This is a genomic window from Lysobacter brunescens (assembly GCF_042677005.1).
Lineage (GTDB): Bacteria > Pseudomonadota > Gammaproteobacteria > Xanthomonadales > Xanthomonadaceae > Lysobacter_I > Lysobacter_I brunescens.
Map to the genome: position 1 here is coordinate 1,754,148 of NZ_JBHTIF010000001.1, position 21,115 is coordinate 1,775,262.

The following is a 21,115-nucleotide window of genomic DNA, read 5'->3' on the forward strand; positions in this document are numbered from 1 at the left end:
CTCTCCTTCCGGGACGTTGGGATGCGGGCGGGGGAGACAGACGGTGAAGGCGGGCGGGACGGCGTTTCAGCTGCGACGATGCAGGCGTTCCGATTCCAGGCGGTCGTAGAGCGGTCGGAACAGAGCTTCGGCCTTGCTGGCACCGAGCATGACCGAGACGTGCTGCTGGCATTGCAGCAGGAATTCCTGCGGGCGTTCCGCAGGCGGGTGGAGGCGTGCGAAGTCGTCGACCTTGCGCGCGGCGCCGACGCCGAACAGCGGCTCCAGCAGCTTCAGCGCTTCACTGCGCAGCTCGATGCTGGGCGCGGCGAGGATCGCCACGAACTGCGCGGTCGAGCCGGGAGCGGGTTCGGCTGGGCGGGGCGCGGGGACAGGCGCGGGTGCAGGCGCCGGCACGGCTGCACGACGGATGTGCGCGTTGAATTCCGCGATCAGCTGCGCCAGATCGACCGAGGCCATGTGCGGCGCCGGGCGGACTTCGCTCATCTGCAGCGAGGCCACCTTGACCAGCTTGAGCGTGGCGATGGCGGCGATCGATGCGGCGGCATCGGATGCGCCATGATCGATGTGGGCGCGCACGCCGTGATCGACCAGGATCGCGCCGTTGCGCAGGGCGACGCCGTCGTCCCCGACGTAGTAATAGGACACCTTCGCGCTCGCGCCACTATCGGCGAGCGACTGGAGCGTGTCGCACAGACCTTGCAGATCCGCCATGGCTCCCCCCGATGGTTGCCGGCGCCGCAGGCGGGCGCCCCGATCGCAACACATGTCCTTGTGTCTTCAGGACATTAGCCCAGTCGCGACGCGAGAACAAGGCACGCGAAAGCGCCCGGTGCGGGGCATGGCGCCGGGCGTCCCGGCGCAGTGGAGCGATGCGGGCGGTGCGGCCGCTGCCGCTGGATCAGAGGTTCTGGTAGTTCGGGCCCGAGCCGCCTTCCGGCGTCACCCAGTCGATGATCTGGTAGGGATCCTTGATGTCGCAGGTCTTGCAGTGCACGCAGTTGGCGGCGTTGATCTGCAGGCGCTTGCCTGCCTCATCGTCGACGATCTCGTAGACGCCGGCCGGGCAGAACTTCGTGCAGGGGTTGCCGTATTCCTCGGCGCAGCGGGTCACGCAGACCGAGGTGTCGCGCACCTTGAGGTGCACCGGCTGGTCTTCGTCGTGCTCGGTGGCGGCGAAATACACGCCGGCGAGGCGGTCGCGCGGCGCCAGGGTGCGGTCGACGTAGTCCCGCTTCGGCTTTTCCGCGTCGGAGAGTTTCTGCAGCGACGACCAGTCGGCCTTGTTCTTCAGGGTCCACGGCGATGCGCCGCCGGTGACGGTTTCCCAGGCCGCGTTGAGCATGCCGAACCACAGGCCGCGCTTGAAGCCGGGTTTCACGTTGCGGACCTTCTTCAGCTCGGCCATCGCGTCGGAGGCGCGCAGCTTGGCGTCGAAACCGGCGGGCGACAGCTGCGAGGCGACCAGGTGCTCGGCGGCGAGCATGCCGCTGCGGATCGCCTGGTGCGTGCCCTTGATCTTCGGCACGTTGAGCAGGCCGGCGGTGTCGCCGATCAGCAGCGCGCCGGGCATCTCCACCTTGGGCAGCGACTGCCAGCCGCCGGTCACGATCGCGCGGGCGCCGGCGGAGACGATGCTGCCGCCTTCGAGCAGCGGCTTGACCATCGGATGGTTCTTCCACTGCTGGAAGGCTTCCCACGGCTTGTAGTCGGGATCCCGGTAGTCGAGGCCGCTGACGTAGCCCAGCGCGATCCGCCCCTTGTCCAGGTGGTACAGGAAGCTGCCGCCGTAGGTGTGGCTGTCGGCCGGCCAGCCGAAGCTGTGCACGATCTTGCCGGGCGTGACGCGGTCTTCCGGCACCTGCCACAGTTCCTTGATGCCGATCGAGTAGCCCTGCGGGTCGCTGTCCTTGTCGAGCTGGAACTTCTGGACGAGGCGCTTGGTGAGGTGGCCGCGTGCGCCTTCGGCGAGCACGGTGACCTTGGCGCGGATGTCGATGCCGGCGGTGAAGCCCGGCTTGTGCGACCCGTCCTTGGCCACGCCCATGTCGCCGATGCGCACGCCGACCACGCTGCCGTCCTCGGCATGCAGCGTCTCGGCGGCGGCGAAGCCCGGGTAGATCTCCACGCCCAGGGCCTCGGCCTGCGGCGCCAGCCAGGCGCACATCGCACCGAGGCTGACGATCACGTTGCCGTGGTTGTTCATGCCCGGCGGCACCGGCAGCTTGCGGCCGCCGGTCTTGGTCAGCAGCCAGAATTCGTCCTCGGTCGCCGGCACGCAGATCGGCGGCGGATTGTCGCGCCACTGCGGCAGGAGCTTGTCGAGCGGGCCGGTCTCGATCACCGCGCCGGACAGGATCTGCGCGCCGATGGTCGAAGCCTTCTCGATCACGCAGACGCTGATCTCGGGGTTCAGCTGCTTCAGCCGGATCGCGAACGCCAGGCCGGCCGGGCCGGCGCCGACGGTGACGACGTCGTATTCCATGACATCGCGTTCGACATCGGTCTGCGCGTGTTCGCTCATCTGGCTGCTCCGGCTGGGGCGATCGGTTCTGGACGGGTGTTGTCGCAAGCCGTCGATTTTCGCGGTTTGCGGCGGCCGGGGCAAATCGGCAGCATGCGCATGATGTTGACAACAACGATGCATGCGGATCGCCGTCTCGAAGGCCTGGCACTGCCGGGTGCGGACCTGCGCCTGGCGCCGGGCTGGTTGCCTGCGGACGAGGCCGATGCGCTGTTCGATCGACTGCAGCAGGACATCCCGTGGGAATGCCACCGCATCCGCATGTTCGGGCGCGAGGTCGATTCCCCGCGCCTGAGCTGCTGGATCGGCGATCCCGAGGCGGTCTACACCTACTCGCGCACCCGCTTCGTGCCGCATCCATGGCCGGCGAGCCTGCAGTCCCTGCGCCAGCGGTTGTCGAGCGAACTGGGCGTCGCGTTCAATAGCGTGCTGGCCAACCTGTACCGCGACGGCCGCGACCGGATGGGCTGGCACAGTGACGACGAACCCGAGCTGGGCCCGCGACCGGTCATCGCCTCGATCAGCCTGGGCGCGACGCGGCGGTTTTCCCTGAAGCCACGGGCCGGCGGGGCGTCCCGGCACCTGGACCTGCCGCACGGCAGCCTGCTGGTGATGGCTGGCGACACCCAGACGGCCTGGCGGCACGCTCTGGCCGGCACCGCGCGGCCGGTGGGCGCACGGATCAACCTGACCTTCCGACGCATCCTCTCGTCGGCAAGTCGCTGATTCGAAAAGCATTTGTCAAGCGAATGGGCTCGGCGGCCCATGCCCGCGCGTCGGCCCGACCTTGTGCCGGGGACGGTCCGATCGCTACAATCGCCGGTTCCCACACATCAGACGGACGGCCCCAGGCCGCCGGGAGCCCCATGGCCCGCATCACCGTTGAAGATTGCCTGCAAGTCGTCGATAACCGTTTCGAGCTCGTGATGATGGCCGCCAAGCGCGCCCGCCAGCTCGCCAATGGCGTCGAGCCGCAGCTGGACAACAGCGAAGCCAACGACAAGCCCACCGTCCTGGCCCTGCGCGAGATCGCCGCCCGCCGCATCGACCATGGCTTCGTCGACGCCGTCGAGAAGGCCGAGCGCGAGCGCAAGGAGCGCGAAGCCCTGGAATGGGCTGCCGCCGAAGTCGTCGCCGACGACGACCTGTCGAAGGGCGACGATCTGTAAGCTGCACGCGTCTCCGCGTCGCATGCATTCCCGAAACCCCGCTCCGGCGGGGTTTCGTCGTTTCGGAACCGGGGAAATGACGGCCGTCGCGCGTTCGCGCTTCCGCTGTTCATGAATCGCCGCGGGCGTCTCCCCAATCCGGCGTTTTCCCCTTAGTCTTCAAGGCATGAGCCAGCTCGAACCCATCGTCTCCGGCCCCACGCCCGCGCCCGCCGCGGAGTTGCCGGAGTACGTCCGCGCGCTGCTGGACGCCGCCGATTACCTGCCTGCCGAACAGCGCGACACCCTGGTGCGCGCGTGGCGCGTCGGCGCCGATGCGCATGCCGGGCAGATGCGCAAGTCCGGCGAGCCCTACATCACCCATCCGGTTGCGGCGGCGACGGTGCTGGCCGAGCAGGGCGTCGATATCGAGACCCTGGTCGCGGCGATCCTGCACGACACGATCGAGGACACGCCGCTCACCCGCGAGGACATCGCCGAGCCCTTCGGGGCCACGGTCGCCGACCTGGTCGAGGGCGTCACCAAGCTGGACAAGCTGCAGTTCCGCGATCGCCAGGAAGCGGCGGCGGAAAGCTTCCGCAAGATGATGCTGGCCATGGCGCGCGACCTGCGCGTGATCCTCATCAAGCTGGCCGATCGCCTGCACAACATGCGCACGCTCGGCGCGCAGAGCACCGAAGCGCGGACGCGCATCGCGCGCGAGACGCTGGAGATCTACGCGCCGATCGCGCAGCGCCTGGGCATGAACCTGATCAAGGCCGAGCTGCAGGACCTCGGCTTCCGCGCCCTGCATCCGTGGCGCCATGCGGTGCTGGCGCGGCGCATCCGCACACAGCCGGTGGTGCGCCGCGAGGCGCTGGCGAAGATCGAGGCGCAGCTGGCGCAGAAGCTGGGCAAGGAAGGCTTCCAGTTCCGCCTGATCGGCCGGATCAAGTCGCCGTGGAGCATCTACACGAAGATGCGCTCGGAGGGAAAGACCTTCGCCCAGGTGATGGACGTGTTCGGTTTCCGCCTGGTCGTGCCGAGCGTGCCCGAGTGCTACCACGCGCTGGGCGTGGTGCATTCGGCGTTCAAGCCGCTGGATGGCCGCTTCCGCGATTTCATCGCGATCCCCAAGGCAAACGGCTACCAGTCGCTGCACACGGTGCTGTTCGGCCCCTACGGTTCGCCGATCGAGGTGCAGATCCGCACCGAGGAAATGGACCTGATCGCCGAGCGCGGCATCGCGGCGCACTGGTCTTACAAGCACGGCGGCGCGGTCAGCGGCGCGCAGAACCGCGCGCAGTCGTGGGTCGCGAACCTGATCGAATCGCAGCGCTCCACCGGCTCGTCGCTGGAGTTCCTCGAAAACGTCAAGATCGACCTGTTCCCCGACGAGGTGTACCTGTTCACGCCGAAGGGCGACATCATGGCCTTGCCGCGCAATGCGACGACGCTGGATTTCGCCTATGCCGTGCACACCGACGTGGGCAACCACGCGGTTGCGGCGCGCGTCGATCGCAAGCTGGTGCCGCTGCGCACCAAGCTCAGCAGCGGCCAGTCGGTCGAGATCATCACCGCGAAGTCCGCCGCGCCGAAGCCGCAATGGCTGGAGTTCGTGGTCACCGGCAAGGCGCGCACCGGTATCCGCCACCAGCTCAAGCAGCTGGAGCACGAGGACGCCGTGCAGCTCGGCCATCGCATGCTCGATCGTGCGCTGGAGAGCCTCGGCACCTCGCTCGATCGCCTGCCTTCGGCGCGTCTGGAATCCTTCATCGCCGACCATCGCTATCCGCGCCTGGAAGCGCTGCTCGCCGACATCGCGCTGGGCAACCGCATGCCGGCGCAGGTCGCGCAGGCGCTGGCGCATCGCGGCTCCGGGCGCGACACGGACGACGAACCGCAGTCGCGCCTGCCGCAGGGCGAGCAGATCCTGATCACCGGCGCGGAGCGCGGCGTGATCACGTTCGCCAACTGCTGCATGCCGATTCCGGGCGACGAGGTGATGGGCTACCACACCGCCGGTCGCGGCATCGTGGTGCATCGCATCGAATGCACGAACGTCGCCGAGTACCGCAAGTCGCCGGACCGCTGGGTGTCGATCGGCTGGGACCGCGAGGTCAGCGGCGATTTCCACGTCGCCCTGCGCGTGGAGATCGAGAACCGCATGGGCGTGCTCGCCCAGGTCGCGGCGGCCATCGCGCAGGCCGATTCCAACATCGAAGGCGTGGAATACCTCGACCGCGACCGCAACATCTCGGTGATCCGCTTCGACATCTCGGTCAGCGACCGCATCCATCTCGCCGACGTGATCCGCCGCGTGCGCCGCCTTGCGGTCGTGGTCGGCGTGCAGCGGATGTGAGCGTCCGGATCTGAGTCGGCGGACTCCCCGGACCCATGCGGGCCCGGGGAGCGGACTTCAGGACGCGCGATGACGGATCAGAACGTCACGCTCCAGCTGTCGATCCGACCGGTGTCGTTCGCTGCGTTGTCGTTCACGCGCAGCTTCCAGGTGCCGTTCAGCGCTTCACTGGACAGGTTCACCGTGTAGGTCGCGTTGACGTTGTCGGCGCTGTCGCTGCTGCTGTAGCTCTTCAGCAGGTAGACCGAGCCATCGGGCGCGACCAGGTCGATGCGCAGGTCGCCACGGAACGTGTGCAGGATGTTCACCGCGACGGACGCATTGGTCGGTGCGTTGCCCGGACGATTGGCGACGGTCACCGGGCTTTCGACTGTGGCGTTGTCGTTGATCGCGTAGTCGGTGCCGTTGCTGTAGGTCTGCGGCGGCGGCGTGCTGGTGCCGACGGCGATGGTCTCGGTCTTCGTGTGGCTCAGGCCGCCGTTGTCGGTGACCGTCAGCTTGATCGTGTAAGTGCCGGCACTGGCGTAGGTCTTGGTCGGACTGGCCTGGGTCGAGGTCGTGCCGTCGCCGAAGTCCCAACTGCGCGATGCGATGCTGCCGTCGCTGTCGCTGGAACGATCGGTGAAGGTCACGCTGAGGCTGGCGGTCGGCGCGGTCGAGGTGAAGTCCGCGATCGGCGCGACGTTGCCGCCACCACCGCCGGTGACGTTCACGATCACCGCGTTCGGCGCACCGGCCAGGCCCGAGGCGTCGACGCCCTGCACGTAGACGATGTGCCGGCCCGCGCTCAAACCCGACGTGTTGAGGCTGGCGGTCACGGTTTCGCGCGAGCTGTTGAAGCTGCCGTCGCTCGCGGACATCGCGATGGCGGTCGCGCCGGACTGCCATGGCGGGGTGTCGACGTACATCCGTGCAGATGCGATGGCCTGCGAGGCTTCGGTGCCGTTGGTCTGGTTGAAGCGGGTGTCGTCGAGCACGGCCGTGATCGTCACCGCCGTGCCGGCTGGCACGCTTGCCGAGGACGTGGTGACGCTGACGCTGTCGGGACCCGACGGGTAGCGATACGGCGCCGACAGGGTGCGTGCGGCGTACTTCAGCGCGGCGAGGTTGCGTGGCAGCACGCTCGATTCGAACGAGGAGCAACCCTCGAAGAAGGCGTTGCCCAGTTCGAAGGCCAGGCTGGGCGTGCCGAGCAGGCCGTAGATGGTGTCGACGCTGCTGCCGTCGGCGGTGTACAGCTCCGAGATCGTCTGCGGCTTGGCGCTGTTGTGGTACGCGACGCGGCGGCCGAGCGTGCGCAGCGCGGTGCCGTTGGGCGCGGCCGAGGAGGTGTAGCCCCAGGGCCACATCACCAGCTGGCCGTAGGCGTGCACGTCGATGTACATGCCGGTGGCGGTGTCCGGCGCGGCGGTGGTGGCGCCGTCGGCGCGCAGGTCGGGGAAGATGCCGCCGCTGTAGGCGCCGCTGGCGCCGGGCGTGCCGGCGATCAGGCGGACCAGCGCCTGGGTTTCCGGTTCGGACTGGCGCGACGGGCCACGGTAGGTTTCCGCGCAGGCGCTGCCGCTGGAGCCGCCGGAGCCGCTGTTCCACTGGAACGGGAAGTTGCGGTTGAGGTCGACGCCGAAGCTGCTGGCGCTGCAGCTGCCGTTGGTGTTGTTGACGTTCTTGCGCCAGGAGGCGCCGGCTTCGGCCTTCTTGCGGCCGTCCGGGTTGGACTGCAGCACGATGTAGAAGACGTAGTTGTCCATCAGCCAGGTGGCTTCGGCATCGGTGCCGTAGCCGTTGACCAGCCACTCGCCGAAGCGCGTGACCAGTTCGACCGGGGCGTATTCGCGCGGATGCATGCCGCCGGTGAGCACCATCGCCGGCTTGTTCGGCCGGGAGGCATTCGTCGCGGAATTGGTCAGGCGCAGCACCTTGAGGTCGTAGCCGCCGGTGCCGCGCGTCTTCAACCAGCTGCTGCCGATGTTGGACACGCTGACCAGCGCCGGCTTGTTCGCGGTGAGCTGGTTGAGCGTGGTGTAGGTCTCTTCGACCGTGCGGTAGCAGCTGTAGCCGGAAATGCTGCGGGTGCCGAAGCCGCTGCGCGCGATGGCGCTTTCGGAGCGGCGCAGGGCGAGGGTCGCGTCGCGGTCGATGGTGACCGCCATGCCCGCCGCGCGCAGCTGGGCGATGTCGCGGCCGGTGGCGTCGGCGCGCACGGTGCGGGCGCGGCGGTCCACGTGCACGTGCTGGAAGCGGTCGCCCAGCTGCTGCAGCTCGGCCTGGGTGCGATAGCGGATGACGACGACCGACGAGGCATCCTCGGCGCTGCCGGGGGAGATCGACGGGATGGTTTGCGTTGAAGCGACAACGGGAACGGACAACAGAAGCAACGCCGACAGCAGTTCACTACGGTACCGCATGGTGTTCTCTCCTTGATCGTTTTTGATGTGTTGTTTTCTGTGCGGCGTCGTCCGTGCCCGGCCCGGTGAGGCATGCCCAATCAGGCATGCTCGGATGAAGCATGCTTCGATCAAGCATGCTTCGATCAAGCATGGGCGCGTGGCATGCGATACGCGGACGGGGCCCCCTCGAACAACCCGTCGTCGTGATCCGGCGCGGAACGTCTAGCGCGCCGGCTGCGATCGCCGGACGGACGCCTGGAGCGTGCATGACACGCTCGTGGGCCATGCTAGGTGCCTGCGAGGACGCAAACTTCGAAGGCGATCATGGAGTCGCGGCTTCGGTGGCCGGTCTTCATGACGTTTCAGCATGACGGTGCCGATGCGCGGACGCAGCGGCATGCACAGGGTGCGCACGCATGGTCGCGCGCGCATCCAGTCGCGGCTCAATTCTTTCTCAAATGCGCGCGATGACCGGTCCCGACCCCGGCGCTACACTACGAAGCCGTCCCGCGTGCCGGCCTGGTCGTTTCGATCCGATGCCGTCACGCTCCCCCGTACCATCCCCGGGCGCATGGTTTCGGCGCCCGTCCAGCCGATCCTCTCCTTCAGACCCCATCCGTTCACAACGAGCGCCCCATGCCCCGCGAACCGATCAACACCCCGAACGCTCCCGCCGCCATCGGCCCCTACTCGCAGGCGACCTGCGCCGGCGGCATGGTCTTCCTGTCCGGCCAGATCCCGCTGGATCCCAATTCCGGCCTGATCGTCGAAGGCGACATCACGGCGCAGGCGCGCCAGGCCTTCGCGAACCTGCGCGAAGTCTGCGAGGCCGCCGGCGGCTCGTTCGCCGACGTCGTCCGCGTCGGCCTGTACCTCACCGACCTGTCCGAGTTCTCCGCAGTCAACGCGGTGATGCAGGACGTCTTCCAGGCGCCGTACCCGGCGCGCTCGACCATCGAAGTCTCGGCGCTGCCGCGCGGCGCGAAGTTCGAGGTCGACGCGATCCTGGTCCTCGGCTGATCGTCGGCCCGTCGATGCTGGGACATCGCGACGTCGCATGACCCCCGGATCGTCCGTCCACGACAGCGACTACGACCGCGTCGCCGCCACGCCGCTCACCTGCCTGAGCGGCGTCGGCGACAAGGTCGCGGAAAAGCTCGCCGCGCGCGGGTTGCTCACCCTGCAGGACCTGTGGTTCCACCTGCCGCGCCAGTACGAGGATCGCACCGAGCTGGTGCCGATCCGCCTGCTGCGCCCCGGCCTGCCGTCGCAGGTCGAAGGCGTGGTCGAAGCGGTCGAACGCAGCTATCGCGGCCGGCCGATGCTGAAAGTCGCCATCGGCGACGACTCGCAGGCCACCCTGGTCCTGCGCTTCTTCCATTTCCGGGGCACCCAGGTCGCGCAGTTCGCGGTCGGCACGCGCATCCGCGCCTACGGTACGCCGCGCGCCGGGCAGATCGGCCTGGAAATCGTCCACCCCAGCTATCGCGTGCTCGGCACCGGCGTTGAACCGGGCCTGAGCGAATCCCTCGATCCGATCTATCCCGCCATCGACGGCGTCGGCCCGGCGGTGCTGCGCAAGCTCATCGGGCAGGCACTGCAGCGCCTGCCCGATGGCGCGTCGATGGAACTGCTGCCGGCCGACGTCTTCGCCGGCGAACCGCTCTGCGCGCGCCTGCCTTCGCTGCGCGAGGCGCTGATGATCTTGCACCGCCCGCCGCAGGGCAGCGATGTGCCGGCGCTGCTCGCCGGCACGCATCCGGCGCAGCGCCGGCTGGCGATCGAGGAACTGCTCGCGCATCACCTCAGCCTGCGTCGGCAGCGCATCGCGATGCAGTCCCACGGTGCGCCGCAGTTGCGCAAGGCGCGCCTGCTCGACGCCCTGCGCGAGCGCCTGCCGTTCGCGCTCACCGGCGCGCAGGCGCGGGTACTGGCCGAGATCCGCGACGACCTCGCCAAGCCGGTGCCGATGCTGCGCCTGGTGCAGGGCGACGTGGGCAGCGGCAAGACCGTGGTCGCGGCGATGGCTGCGTTGCTCGCGGTGGAGGAGGGCAAGCAGGCGGCGCTGATGGCGCCGACCGAACTGCTCGCCGAGCAGCACCTGGCGAACCTGCGCGGCTGGCTCGAACCGCTGGGCGTGCGTGTGGTCTGGCTGGCCGGCAAGGTCACCGGCAAGGCGCGCGACGCCGTGCTCGCGGACATCGCGGGCGGCGCGGCGCAGGTGGTCGTCGGTACGCATGCGCTGATGCAGGAAGGCGTGGTCTTCCGCGATCTCGCCCTGGCCATCGTCGACGAACAGCACCGCTTCGGCGTGCACCAGCGCCTCGCGCTGCGGGACAAGGGCAGCAGCGGCGACAGCGTGCCGCACCAGCTGGTGATGACCGCCACGCCCATCCCGCGCACGCTGGCGATGGCGGCCTATGCCGATCTCGACGTGTCGGCGATCGACGAACTGCCGCCCGGGCGCACGCCGGTGCAGACCGTGGTGCTGAGCGCCGAGCGCCGGCCGGAACTGATCGAGCGCATCCGCGCCGCCTGCCGCGAAGGCCGCCAGGCGTACTGGGTGTGTACCTTGATCGACGACAGCGACGAAGTGGTCGCGCAGGCGGCGCAGACCACCTTCGAACTGCTGACCCAGCAGATGCCCGAGCTGCGCATCGCGCTGGTGCACGGTCGGCTGAAGGCTGCCGAGAAGCAGAAGACCATGGCCGCGTTCAAGGCCGGCGAGGTGCAACTGCTGGTCGCGACGACGGTGATCGAGGTCGGCGTCGACGTGCCGAACGCGTCGCTGATGATCATCGAAAATGCCGAGCGTCTCGGCCTCGCGCAGCTGCACCAGCTGCGCGGCCGCGTCGGTCGCGGCAGCGCGGCGTCGAGCTGCGTGCTGCTCTACCAGTCGCCGCTGTCGCGCATGGCGCGGCAGCGCCTGGAAACCATGCGCGAGACCAACGACGGTTTCGTGATCGCCGAGAAGGACCTGGCGCTGCGCGGCCCGGGCGAACTGCTCGGCACGCGCCAGACCGGACTGGCCGCGTTCCGCATCGCCGACCTCGGCCGCGACGCGGCCCTGCTGCCGACCGTGCAGCGCATCGGCGAGGCCCTGCTGCGCGCGTCGCCGGACCTCGCCGAGCGCCTGACGCTGCGCTGGATCGGCGGCGCGGTGCGCTACGCCAGCGCCTGAAACGGACCGCGTCGGAGATTCAGCACAGCCCGTCCTGGTCTTCCGTGGGGCAGTAGATGTCGTGCAGCGTGCGCATCAGTCGCTGCACCGGGCCCTCCGCGACCGAATAGAACACGTTCTGCGCCTCGCGCCGGGTCTGCACCAGGCCACCTTCGCGCAGCACGGCGAGATGCTGCGACAGCGCGGACTGGCTCAGCTCGATCTCGGCATTGAGTTCGCCGACGGTCTTCTCGCCGTCGATCAGCAGACACATCACGCGCAGGCGCTGCGCGTTCGACAGCGCCTTCAGCAGCTCCGCCGCCGCTTCCGCCTGGGCCTGCATCCGTTCGCCCATCGACAGCGGACGCGCGTTCACGACGCGATCTCCTCGGCACCACCGTCCTCCCGCCAGCGCAGCCAGCCGCCGGCCAGCGACAGCGGCTGCGCGAAACCAAGCCGCTTCAGCGCCTCCGCCGCCAGCGCCGAACGCCCGCCGGTGCGGCAATAGACGATCACTGGCGTTTCGCGGTGCGACAGGTGCGCGTCGCGGGCGCCGTTCACGGCCGGATGGCCGTCGACCTGGAACTCCAGCACCCCGCGCGGGATGTTCACCGCGCCGGGAATGCGGCCTTCGGCGAATTCGCCCGGCTCGCGCACGTCGATGACCGGCGTGCCGGCGGCCTGCAGCGCCCGCAGGCGGGGGGCGTCGATTTCCTCGATCGCGGCGCGGGCCTGGGCGACGAGGTCCTGAGCGGTGTAGGGCATGTGGGGTCTCCGGTGGGATGGTTGACAGTGTAGCAAGTTCTAAATAAGATATCTCTAAATTAGATGGCAATCAACTTGCCGGGGAGGATGCATGGCCAGTTCCATCGTGATCATCGGTGCGGGTTTGGGCGGCATGAGCGCCGCTTACGAGCTGCGCGAGGTCCTCGGCAAGGCCCATCGGGTGACCGTGGTCGGCGAGGGCGATCGGTTCAGCTTCACGCCGTCGAATCCCTGGGTGGCCGTCGGCTGGCGCCAGCCCGAAGCCGTGACCCTGCCGGCGGGCGAATGCCTCGCGAAGAAGGGCATCGACTTCCGCAGCGACGGCGTGGTGCGCATCGATGCCGGGGCCAACCGGGTCCAGACCGGCGAAGGCAGCTGGCTCGATTACGACTACCTGCTGGTCTGCACCGGTCCGAAGCTCGCGTTCGACGAAGTACCGGGCAGCGGGCCGGACGGCGGGTTCACGCAGTCGGTCTGCACCACGCCGCATGCGCGTCGCGCGTGGGAGGCCTACGAGGCCTTCCTGCAGGCGCCCGGCCCGATCGTGGTCGGTGCGATGGCCGGTGCGAGCTGCTTCGGCCCGGCCTACGAATTCGCGATGATCCTCGACGCCGACCTGCGCAAGCGCAAGCTGCGCGACAAGGTGCCGATGACCTTCGTCACCAGCGAGCCCTACATCGGCCACATGGGCCTGGGCGGCGTCGGCGACTCCAAGGGGTTGATGGAGTCCGAACTGCGCCAGCGCCACATCAAGTGGATCACCAATGCGAAGGTGGCCTCGATCGCCGCAGGCGAAATGCGCGTGATCGAGCACGACGACGAGGCCAGCCCGCGCAGGGAGCATGCGCTGCCGTTCTCCTACGCGATGATGCTGCCGGCGTTTCGCGGCGTCGATGCCGTCGCCGCCGTCGAGGGCCTGTGCAATCCGCGCGGCTTCGTCCTCGTCGACAGCCACCAGCGCAGCGTGAAATACCCGAACATCTTCGCCGCCGGCGTGTGCGTCGCGATCCCGCCGGTCGAGGCCACGCCGATCCCCACCGGCGCGCCGAAGACCGGATTCATGATCGAGTCGATGGTCACCACCATCGTGCGCAACATCGAAGCCGAACTCGCCGGAAAACCCGCGACGTTCGAGGGCACCTGGAACGCGGTCTGCCTCGCCGACATGGGCGACACCGGCGCGGCCTTCGTCGCGCTGCCGCAGATCCCGCCGCGCAACGTCACGTGGGCGAAGACCGGCAAATGGGTGCACCTGGCGAAGATCGCCTTCGAAAAATACTTCCTCTACAAGATGCGCCACGGCACCAGCGAGCCGGTCTACGAAAAGCACGTGCTCAAGGCCCTGGGCATCGAACGCCTGAAATGACCCCCACCCGCATCGGAGACACCCCATGAACCTCGACCGTGCCGTGATGGCCTTTGCCGGCCTGATGATCTTCCTGAGCCTCGCCCTGACCCACTTCGTGTCGCCGTGGTTCTGGCTCTTCACCGCCTTCATCGGCCTCAACCTGCTGCAGGCCAGCGTCACCGGCTTCTGCCCGGCGGCGATCCTGTTCCGCAAGCTCGGAGTGACCAGCGGATGCGCCTTCAAATGAACCCGACCGGCCTGCGCCTGACGCTCGCCGTGGCGCTGGCCGCCGCGCTGGCCGGCTGCGGCGGCGACGATGTCGTCGGCAAGCCGCCAGCCGCTCCCGCGATCGAGACCTTCGTCGCCCGTGGCGGCGCCGATGCCGAGGGCCGCGCCTGGGACGGCACCGTCGAAGCGGTGCGCGAGGCGGTGCTCTCTGCGCAGACCGGCGGTCGCGTGACCGCCGTCGATGTCGACGTGAACGATCGCGTCGTCGCTGGCCAGGTGCTGCTGCGCCTGACCGTGGTCGAACAGCAGGCCGGCGTCGATGCCGCGCGCGCGCAGTTGCGTGCGGCCGAGGCGGCGGCGGTCGAGGCCGAACGCCAGTACCAGCGTTTCGCTTCGCTGGCGCGCGACAAGTACGTGTCCGGCGCGCAGCTCGACCAGGCCCGCGCCGGGCGCGATGCCGCCAACGCCGCGCGCGACGCGGCGCGTGCGCAGGTGTCGGCCGCCGGCCAGAACGCGGACTACACGACCGTACGCGCGCCGTATGCCGGCATCGTCGCCGCGCGCCGCGTCGAGCCGGGCGAGACCGTCGGGCCCGGCCAGCCGCTGCTGACCGTGTACGCGCCCGACGATCTGCGCATCGAAGTGCGCGTGCCGCAGTCGGCCGCCGATGCGATCCGCGCGAAGCCGCAGGCGCAGGTCGTGTTCGACGACGGGCGCCGCGTCGAGGCGCGCGAGGTCGTGGTCTATCCCGCCGCCGATCCCGCCAGCCACAGCGTGCCGGTGCGCGTCGCGCTGCCGCGCATCGAAACGGGTGCGCCGGCGCCGGGCGCGACCGCGAAGGTGGTGTTCCCGATCGCCGGCGGTGAGCGCGCCGATCGCCGCGATGGCGGCGTGCGCATTCCCTATGCCGCCGTGGCCCGGCGCGGCGAGCTCACCGCCGTCTACGTGGTGAAGGACGGCCGCGTGCTGCTGCGGCAGGTGCGCCTGGGCGCGCGCAATGGCGATGCCGTCGATGTGCTCGCCGGCCTGACGCCCGGCGAGGTGGTCGCCCGCGATCCCGCCGAGGCGCTGCGCATGCTCGCCGCTGCACGCGTCGCGCAGGGAGGCCTGAATGACTGAGTCCACGCCCCGGCTCGGCCTCTCCGGGCGGTTGGCCCACGCGTTCCAGGACAATCCGCTGACGCCGGTGCTCGCGCTGATGGGCCTGATCCTCGGCCTGGTCGCTGTGCTGGTGACGCCGCGCGAGGAAGAGCCGCAGATCGACGTGACCATGGCGAACGTGTTCGTGCCGTTCCCCGGCGCGTCGGCGCGCGATGTGGAGCAGCTGGTGAGTTATCCGCTGGAACAGAAGCTGTCGGAGATCGAGGGCGTCAAGCACGTGTATTCGATCAGCCGGCCCGGCATGGCCGTGCTGACCGTGGAATACACCGTCGGCGTCGAGCGCCAGCCGGCGATCGTGCGCCTGTACAACCAGGTCTATTCGAATGCCGACTGGATGCCGCAAGGCGTCGGCGTCGGCCAGCCGCTGATCAAGCCCAAGGGCATCGACGACGTGCCGGTGATGGCACTGACCCTGTGGTCCGACGACGAGGCCACCGGCATCGAGGATCTCGCCGCCGTCGCGCGCACGCTCGAAACCGAATTCAAGCGCGTGCCCGGCACGCGCGATGTCTACACCATCGGCGCGCCGGATCGCGTGGTCGCGGTGACGCTGGATCCCGCACGTCTGGCCGCGTTCGGCCTGAGCGTGGGCGAAGTCGCGCAGTCGCTGCAGGCCGCGAACGTGGTCCGCCACCTCGGCGAGCGCGTCGGCGACGATCGCAGCGTGCCGGTGACGGCGGGCCGCTTCCTCGCCGACCGCGACGATGTCGCCGAACTGGTGCTCGGCCTGCGCGACGGCAAGCCGGTGACGCTGGTCGATGTCGCCGACGTGCGCGCCGGCATCGATGTGCCGTCGAGCTACGTCTGGCACGCCGTGCCCGCCGGTCAGCCCGGCCCGAAGGCCGGCACCAGCCCGGCGCTGACCCTCGCCATCGCCAAGAAGCCGGGCAGCAATGCCTCCGATATCACCGCCGCGATCGCGTCGCGCGTCGAGACGCTGCGCGGCGAACTCATCCCCGATGGCGTGCACGTCGAGATCGTGCGCGACTACGGCGCCACCGCGACCGACAAGGCGCAGAAGCTCATCCAGAAGCTGATGTTCGCCACGCTGTCGGTAGTGCTGCTGGTCCTGTTCGCGCTGGGCCGCCGCGAGGCGCTGGTGGTCGGCGCAGCGGTGGTGCTGACCCTCGCGCTGACCCTGTTCGCCTCGTGGGCGATGGGTTTCACCCTCAACCGCGTGTCGCTGTTCGCACTGATCTTCTCGATCGGCATCCTCGTCGACGATGCGATCGTCATCGTCGAGAACATCCATCGGCACATGGCGCGCGGAGGCAAGACCCTGCGCGAAGCCATTCCGCCTGCGGTCGACGAAGTGGGCGGCCCGACCATCCTCGCCACATTCACCGTGATCGCGGCGCTGCTGCCGATGGCCTTCGTCAGCGGGCTGATGGGCCCGTACATGCGGCCGATCCCGATCAACGCCTCCGCCGGCATGCTGATTTCGCTGGCGATCGCGCTGATCGTCACGCCATGGCTGTCGCTCAAGCTGCTGAAACCGCACGTCGTCGCGCACGGCGATGCACACACCGCCGATGCCGGCGAATCGCGCCTGCACCGGCTGTTCCGCCGGGTGATGACGCCGTTCCTGGTCGGTGACCGCGCGCCGCGTCGCCGGCGCTGGCTGTTCGGCGGCATGGTCGCGTTGGTGCTGCTCTCGGCCAGCCTCGCCGCCGTGCAGCTGGTCGTGCTGAAGATGCTGCCCTTCGACAACAAGTCGGAGCTGCAGGTCGTGGTCGACTTGCCGGAGGGGCGCACGCTGGAAAGCACGAACGCGCTGCTCGCCGAGCTGGCCGCGCGCACGCTGGAACTGCCGGAAGTGGCGAGCGTGCAGGCCTACGCCGGCACGTCCGCGCCGATCAACTTCAACGGTCTGGTGCGTCAGTATTTCCTGCGCAGCGGCGCCAACGTCGGCGACCTGCAGGTCAACCTGGTCGACAAGCACCACCGCGACCGCAAGAGCCACGACATCGCCCGCGCGATCCGTCCGGCGCTCGACGCGATCGGTCGCCGTCACGGTGCGTCGGTGAAAGTCGTCGAAGTGCCGCCGGGCCCGCCAGTGCTGGCGCCGCTGGTCGCCGAGGTCTATGGCCCGGACTACGCCCAGGCACGCAAGGTCGCGCAGGCGCTGGAAGCCCGCTTCCGCACCACGGAGGGCATCGTCGACATCGACACCACGGTCGAAGCCGATGCCCCGCGAGAGGTGCTGGTGATCGATCGCGAACGCGCGACGCGGCTCGGTGTCGACCAGTCGACCATCGCGAACACGCTGGCCGCTGCGGTCAGCGGTCACGATGCGACCTACGTGCAGGACGGGGTGTCGCGGCATCCGCGCCCGGTGCGCCTGCGCGTGCCGGTGGCCGAACAGGGCAGCCTGCAGCGCCTGCTCGCACTGACCGTGAAGGGCGGACAGGGCCAGATGGTGCCGCTGTCGGAAGTGGTCACCGTCGAGCGCGCCGGCTGGGACGGCGCGATCCACCACAAGGACCTGCTGCCGGTGGTCTACGTGATGGGCGACGAGGCCGGCGCGCTCGACAGCCCGCTGTACGGCATGTTCGATCTGGTCGGCCAGGTGTCGGACCACGACATCGCGGGGCGCCGGCTGCAGCAGACCTTCATTCGCCAGCCCGTCGACACCGCCGTCGAATCGATCAAGTGGGACGGCGAGTGGCAGATCACCTACGAGACCTTCCGCGACATGGGCATCGCCTACGCCGCCGGCCTGGTGCTGATCTACCTGTTGATCGTCGCCCAGTTCCGCAGCTACCTCGTGCCGCTGGTGATCATGGCGCCGATCCCGATGACCGTGATCGGCGTGATGCCGGGGCATGCGCTGCTCGGCGCGCAGTTCACCGCGACCTCGATGATCGGCATGATCGCGCTGGCCGGCATCATCGTCCGCAATTCCATCCTGCTGGTGGACTTCATCAACCAGGCGATCGGCGAAGGCCGCAGCCCGGCCGAGGCGGTGATCGAGGCCGGCGCCGTGCGCGCCCAGCCGATCGTCCTGACCGGGCTGGCGGCGATGCTCGGCGCGTTCTTCATCCTCGACGACCCGATCTTCAACGGCCTCGCCGTGTCGCTGATCTTCGGCATCCTGGTCAGCACCGTGCTGACCCTCGTCGTCATCCCGCTGTTGTATGTTGTCACCCTGCGCGGCGACGCCTCCCCGCGCACTGGACAGGAGATCTGACATGGCCGAGCAGCAAGACAAGGAACAGACCGGCGTCCGCATCGTCCTCGAACAGGAGGGGCCGTACGCGTTCAAGGTGAGTTTCGAAGGCACCGACATCGATCCGCTGTTCACCGACGAGTCGCCGCCGCTGGGCGAAGGTCGTGACCCGAACCCCTCGGCGCTGCTGCTCGCCGGCATCGCCAACTGCCTCAGCGCCAGCCTGCTGTTCGCGCTGCGCAAGTTCAAGAACGCGCCCGGTCCGATCCGCGCCGAGATCGTCGGCGAGAAGATGCGCAATGCCGAAGGTCGCTGGCGCATCCCGCGCGCGCAGGTGTCGATCCAGCTGTCCGACACCGCCGAGGCGCTGGAGCACCTGCCGCGCGTCATCGCCCAGTTCGAGCAGTTCTGCGTGGTCACCCAGAGCGTGCGCGAAGGCATCGCGGTCGATGTCACCATCCGTGATGCGAGCGGGCGCGTGCTCGAAGCGGAGAGCGGGAATGGATGACGATGCGCTGAAGATCGCCTGCCCCGCATGCCATGCGCTCAACCGCGTGCCGGCCGCGCGCCTCGCCGATGCGCCGGTCTGCGGGCGCTGCAAGCATCCGCTGTTCGCCGGGCATCCGCTGGCGCTGGGCAGCGGGAATTTCGATCGCCACGTCGTCGACGGCGACCTGCCGGTGCTGGTGGATTTCTGGGCGCCGTGGTGCCAGCCGTGCCGGATGATGGCGCCGCATTTCGAGCAGGCCGCAGGCCAGCTCGAACCCGCGCTGCGTCTGGCCAAGGTCGACACCGAAGCCGAGCCCGCGCTGGGCGCGCGCTTCGACATCCGCAGCATTCCCACGCTGGTGCTGTTCCATCGCGGCTGCGAGCTCGCGCGCCGTTCCGGCGCCATGGGCGCGGCCGACATCGTGCGCTGGGTGCGCACGCAACTGCAGGGTTGATGCCATGAATCCCGTGTCCTCGCATGTCTTCCGTCGTTCCATCCGTCTGCTTCCGGTCGCCGCGCTGTCGATGGCCCTTGCCGCCTGCGCCGGCCATGCAACGCAGGTCCTGCCGGCGATGACGACCACGCCCGCCGGCACCGCCGTCAAGCAGCCCGCACCGCAGCTCTACGTCGCTGGCCAGCCTGCCGAAGCCGACTGGCGCGCGTTCGCCGCTGCCGGCGTCGGCACGGTGATCAACCTGCGCACCACCGGCGAAATGAAGGGCCGCGACGCGCGCGCCGAAGTCGCCGCCGCCGGGATGCGCTACCTCGAACTGCCGATCGACGGCGCCGCTGCGGTGACCCCGGAGAACGCCCGCCGTCTCGGCGAGCTGCTCCGCGACGCGCGCGGCCCGGTGCTTGTGCACTGCGCCAGCGGCAACCGCGTCGGCGGCCTGCTCGCCCTGCTGAAGGCCAGCGAAGGCATGCCGGCCGAACAGGCGCTGGACTTCGGCCGCAGCGCGGGCATGACTTCGACCGAGGCGAAGGTCCGCGACACGCTGGGCGTCGCGCCTGCGGCGCAGGCCGCGCCCTGACCGGACACGCCGGGTCCGCAGGGATTCGCGCGACATTCAGCGCGCGGCATGGATCGTGACCGGGCTGCCGCGCCGCCGGCGCGGCCCTGTCCGGAAGTCGACGTGATGATCCGCGCCGCATCGAAGCCGTTTCGCGCCCCCCGTGTACTCCTGCCGGCCTCCCTTCTCCTCCTCGCGATCCTCCCTGGCGTCGCTTCTGCCGCACCGGGCGCGGTCGGCGAGCGCGTGCCGGCATCGCTGTTCTGCGAAGACCCGTCGCAGACGGAAGACTGGGGCGACGCGCCACGCCTGATCGCGCTGATGCCGGCGCACAGCGAATACGGCAGCATGCTGCGCCTCGCCTTCGGCGCCTATTTCCGTCGCGGCCACGCGCTGCCGCAGTCGATTCCGCACGAGGGATTCCCGCGCACCATCTTCGTGACCGGCGCGGCCGCAGCCGAGGACGACGGATTCCCCATGCTGATGGGCGATCACTGCGCACCTGCACGCAGTCCCGAGGCGCTGGCGCGGATCGCCGAGGCGACCGGCGTGTCGTTGCCGAAGGCCGATCGCACCGACGCCACCGTGCTGCTGATCGACAAGGACGGCATCGTGCGCTGGCGCGACGACGGTTTCCGCGCGCAGGGCGAGCATCTGAAGCCGCTGGAGGCCGCCGTGAAGTCGGTGCTCGGCGTCGCCGACACACTCGCTGCGGCGCCTGCCGAAGATCCGCCCGAGGTTGGCGACGTCGCGCCCGATTTCGCGATCGACATGCCGCAGATCTCGCCCTGGGCCGCCGCGCGGGCCGGCCGCAGCCATGCCCCGGTCGAAGACACGCGCCTCTCCGCATTGCGCGGCAAGGTCGTCGTGCTCTCGTTCTACCCGGCGGCCTTCAGCGGCACGCTGCCGCTGATCGAGGGCGATGCCGAGGAAATCGCCCTCGCCGCTCGCGATCGCGAACGCAGGCGCATGATGAGCTGCGCGATCCAGCTCGACGAACTGGACCTGCTGGCGCCGGACTACGCGCTGCTCGGCGACGTGGTGAAACTCGCGATCACCGCTTCCACGCCCGAGTTGCTCGATGCCTGGCGCCGCACGCTCCGCACGAAGGACCTGCACTACGTCAACGATGCCGACTACGGCATCGCGCGTCGCTACGGCAGCTACGACGCGAAGGCCGGCTACAACCAGCGCAAGGTCTTCGTCATCGACGGCGCCGGTCGCGTCGCTTACGTCGATGACGACTACGAACCTGGCGATGCTGGCGCGCTCGCAGCGGCCGTGGTGAAGGCGGCGAAGGAATGAACTGCGGCGTGGGTTTCAAGCTTCGAGTCGCGGGTCATGAATCTTGCTGCTTCCATCA

Annotated in this window: 18 protein-coding genes; 13 read left to right on the forward strand and 5 right to left on the reverse strand. The window is 69.2% G+C overall.

Features of this window, described 5'->3' with window-relative positions; genetic code table 11:
• Positions 1–66: 66 nt before the first annotated feature.
• Positions 67–714, reverse strand: coding sequence for a hypothetical protein (locus tag ACFQ0E_RS07595; RefSeq protein WP_386823081.1), 648 nt, complete (start codon positions 712–714; stop codon positions 67–69).
• 187 nt (positions 715–901) lie between these two features.
• Positions 902–2,524, reverse strand: coding sequence for an electron transfer flavoprotein-ubiquinone oxidoreductase (locus tag ACFQ0E_RS07600; protein ID WP_386823082.1), 1,623 nt, complete (start codon positions 2,522–2,524; stop codon positions 902–904).
• A gap of 102 nt (positions 2,525–2,626) precedes the next feature.
• On the opposite strand from ACFQ0E_RS07600, the gene ACFQ0E_RS07605 reads away from it, so the two are divergent.
• The 3 genes from ACFQ0E_RS07605 (at position 2,627) to ACFQ0E_RS07615 (ending at position 6,034) form a co-directional block, all read left to right on the forward strand.
• Positions 2,627–3,250 carry an alpha-ketoglutarate-dependent dioxygenase AlkB family protein gene (locus tag ACFQ0E_RS07605; protein WP_386824077.1) on the forward strand — a complete coding sequence of 208 codons (624 nt, stop codon included), beginning with the start codon at positions 2,627–2,629 and terminating at the stop codon, positions 3,248–3,250.
• Between the two features lie 140 nt (positions 3,251–3,390).
• Positions 3,391–3,693 carry a DNA-directed RNA polymerase subunit omega gene (gene rpoZ, locus ACFQ0E_RS07610; RefSeq protein WP_137851310.1) on the forward strand — a complete coding sequence of 101 codons (303 nt, stop codon included), beginning with the start codon at positions 3,391–3,393 and terminating at the stop codon, positions 3,691–3,693.
• Between the two features lie 166 nt (positions 3,694–3,859).
• Positions 3,860–6,034: a RelA/SpoT family protein gene (locus ACFQ0E_RS07615; protein ID WP_386823083.1), complete on the forward strand. Its 2,175-nt coding sequence runs from the start codon at positions 3,860–3,862 to the stop codon at positions 6,032–6,034.
• Between the two features lie 77 nt (positions 6,035–6,111).
• Here ACFQ0E_RS07615 and ACFQ0E_RS07620 read toward each other — a convergent pair whose 3' ends face one another.
• Positions 6,112–8,439 (reverse strand): M14 family zinc carboxypeptidase, encoded by a 2,328-nt coding sequence (locus ACFQ0E_RS07620; RefSeq protein ID WP_386823084.1) that lies wholly within the window; start codon positions 8,437–8,439, stop codon positions 6,112–6,114.
• Between the two features lie 618 nt (positions 8,440–9,057).
• On the opposite strand from ACFQ0E_RS07620, the gene ACFQ0E_RS07625 reads away from it, so the two are divergent.
• Positions 9,058–9,441, forward strand: a complete 384-nt coding sequence (locus ACFQ0E_RS07625; RefSeq protein WP_386823085.1) for a RidA family protein — start codon at positions 9,058–9,060, stop codon at positions 9,439–9,441.
• A gap of 37 nt (positions 9,442–9,478) precedes the next feature.
• The gene (gene recG / locus ACFQ0E_RS07630) at positions 9,479–11,602 is read left to right on the forward strand and encodes an ATP-dependent DNA helicase RecG (RefSeq protein WP_386823086.1); all 2,124 of its coding nucleotides are present in this window, start codon (positions 9,479–9,481) and stop codon (positions 11,600–11,602) included.
• A gap of 19 nt (positions 11,603–11,621) precedes the next feature.
• On the opposite strand, the gene ACFQ0E_RS07635 is transcribed toward recG, so the two are convergent.
• Both ACFQ0E_RS07635 and ACFQ0E_RS07640 read right to left on the reverse strand, forming a co-directional pair.
• Positions 11,622–11,924 carry an ArsR/SmtB family transcription factor gene (locus ACFQ0E_RS07635; protein WP_386824079.1) on the reverse strand — a complete coding sequence of 101 codons (303 nt, stop codon included), beginning with the start codon at positions 11,922–11,924 and terminating at the stop codon, positions 11,622–11,624.
• A 29-nt stretch (positions 11,925–11,953) separates the two neighbouring features.
• Positions 11,954–12,346, reverse strand: a complete 393-nt coding sequence (locus tag ACFQ0E_RS07640) for a rhodanese-like domain-containing protein (protein WP_386823087.1) — start codon at positions 12,344–12,346, stop codon at positions 11,954–11,956.
• 91 nt (positions 12,347–12,437) lie between these two features.
• Here ACFQ0E_RS07640 and ACFQ0E_RS07645 point away from each other — a divergent pair, with 91 nt between their 5' ends.
• The 8 genes from ACFQ0E_RS07645 (at position 12,438) to ACFQ0E_RS07680 (ending at position 21,057) form a co-directional block, all read left to right on the forward strand.
• A complete protein-coding gene (locus ACFQ0E_RS07645) occupies positions 12,438–13,712 on the forward strand; it encodes an NAD(P)/FAD-dependent oxidoreductase (RefSeq protein WP_386823088.1) in 1,275 nt (424 codons plus the stop codon).
• Positions 13,713–13,737: 25 nt separating this feature from the next.
• Entirely contained in the window at positions 13,738–13,941 is a 204-nt protein-coding gene (locus ACFQ0E_RS07650) for a YgaP family membrane protein (RefSeq protein WP_137851317.1), read from the forward strand.
• The gene (locus tag ACFQ0E_RS07655; protein ID WP_386823089.1) at positions 13,938–15,041 is read left to right on the forward strand and encodes an efflux RND transporter periplasmic adaptor subunit; all 1,104 of its coding nucleotides are present in this window, start codon (positions 13,938–13,940) and stop codon (positions 15,039–15,041) included. Before ACFQ0E_RS07650 ends, ACFQ0E_RS07655 begins: the two co-directional genes overlap by 4 nt.
• The gene (locus tag ACFQ0E_RS07660; RefSeq protein ID WP_386823090.1) at positions 15,034–18,273 is read left to right on the forward strand and encodes an efflux RND transporter permease subunit; all 3,240 of its coding nucleotides are present in this window, start codon (positions 15,034–15,036) and stop codon (positions 18,271–18,273) included. The genes ACFQ0E_RS07655 and ACFQ0E_RS07660 overlap by 8 nt, the downstream gene beginning before the upstream one ends.
• A gap of 1 nt (position 18,274) precedes the next feature.
• Positions 18,275–18,760 (forward strand): OsmC family protein, encoded by a 486-nt coding sequence (locus tag ACFQ0E_RS07665; protein WP_386823091.1) that lies wholly within the window; start codon positions 18,275–18,277, stop codon positions 18,758–18,760.
• Positions 18,753–19,196 (forward strand): thioredoxin TrxC, encoded by a 444-nt coding sequence (gene trxC, locus ACFQ0E_RS07670; protein ID WP_386823092.1) that lies wholly within the window; start codon positions 18,753–18,755, stop codon positions 19,194–19,196. The genes ACFQ0E_RS07665 and trxC overlap by 8 nt, the downstream gene beginning before the upstream one ends.
• Before the next feature lie 4 nt (positions 19,197–19,200).
• Entirely contained in the window at positions 19,201–19,773 is a 573-nt protein-coding gene (locus ACFQ0E_RS07675; RefSeq protein ID WP_386823093.1) for a beta-lactamase hydrolase domain-containing protein, read from the forward strand.
• Positions 19,774–19,878: 105 nt separating this feature from the next.
• Positions 19,879–21,057, forward strand: coding sequence for a redoxin family protein (locus ACFQ0E_RS07680; RefSeq protein ID WP_386823094.1), 1,179 nt, complete (start codon positions 19,879–19,881; stop codon positions 21,055–21,057).
• The last annotated feature ends 58 nt before the right edge of the window (positions 21,058–21,115 follow it).

Bases quoted from the DNA above. Each gene is read 5' to 3' on its own strand.
- ACFQ0E_RS07595 (WP_386823081.1), bottom strand. From the start codon at position 714: ATGGCGGATCTGCAAGGTCTGTGCGACACGCTCCAGTCGCTCGCCGAT.
- ACFQ0E_RS07600 (WP_386823082.1), bottom strand. From the start codon at position 2,524: ATGAGCGAACACGCGCAGACCGATGTCGAACGCGATGTCATGGAATAC.
- ACFQ0E_RS07605 (WP_386824077.1), top strand. From the start codon at position 2,627: ATGTTGACAACAACGATGCATGCGGATCGCCGTCTCGAAGGCCTGGCA.
- rpoZ (WP_137851310.1), top strand. From the start codon at position 3,391: ATGGCCCGCATCACCGTTGAAGATTGCCTGCAAGTCGTCGATAACCGT.
- ACFQ0E_RS07615 (WP_386823083.1), top strand. From the start codon at position 3,860: ATGAGCCAGCTCGAACCCATCGTCTCCGGCCCCACGCCCGCGCCCGCC.
- ACFQ0E_RS07620 (WP_386823084.1), bottom strand. From the start codon at position 8,439: ATGCGGTACCGTAGTGAACTGCTGTCGGCGTTGCTTCTGTTGTCCGTT.
- ACFQ0E_RS07625 (WP_386823085.1), top strand. From the start codon at position 9,058: ATGCCCCGCGAACCGATCAACACCCCGAACGCTCCCGCCGCCATCGGC.
- recG (WP_386823086.1), top strand. From the start codon at position 9,479: ATGACCCCCGGATCGTCCGTCCACGACAGCGACTACGACCGCGTCGCC.
- ACFQ0E_RS07635 (WP_386824079.1), bottom strand. From the start codon at position 11,924: ATGCAGGCCCAGGCGGAAGCGGCGGCGGAGCTGCTGAAGGCGCTGTCG.
- ACFQ0E_RS07640 (WP_386823087.1), bottom strand. From the start codon at position 12,346: ATGCCCTACACCGCTCAGGACCTCGTCGCCCAGGCCCGCGCCGCGATC.
- ACFQ0E_RS07645 (WP_386823088.1), top strand. From the start codon at position 12,438: ATGGCCAGTTCCATCGTGATCATCGGTGCGGGTTTGGGCGGCATGAGC.
- ACFQ0E_RS07650 (WP_137851317.1), top strand. From the start codon at position 13,738: ATGAACCTCGACCGTGCCGTGATGGCCTTTGCCGGCCTGATGATCTTC.
- ACFQ0E_RS07655 (WP_386823089.1), top strand. From the start codon at position 13,938: ATGAACCCGACCGGCCTGCGCCTGACGCTCGCCGTGGCGCTGGCCGCC.
- ACFQ0E_RS07660 (WP_386823090.1), top strand. From the start codon at position 15,034: ATGACTGAGTCCACGCCCCGGCTCGGCCTCTCCGGGCGGTTGGCCCAC.
- ACFQ0E_RS07665 (WP_386823091.1), top strand. From the start codon at position 18,275: ATGGCCGAGCAGCAAGACAAGGAACAGACCGGCGTCCGCATCGTCCTC.
- trxC (WP_386823092.1), top strand. From the start codon at position 18,753: ATGGATGACGATGCGCTGAAGATCGCCTGCCCCGCATGCCATGCGCTC.
- ACFQ0E_RS07675 (WP_386823093.1), top strand. From the start codon at position 19,201: ATGAATCCCGTGTCCTCGCATGTCTTCCGTCGTTCCATCCGTCTGCTT.
- ACFQ0E_RS07680 (WP_386823094.1), top strand. From the start codon at position 19,879: ATGATCCGCGCCGCATCGAAGCCGTTTCGCGCCCCCCGTGTACTCCTG.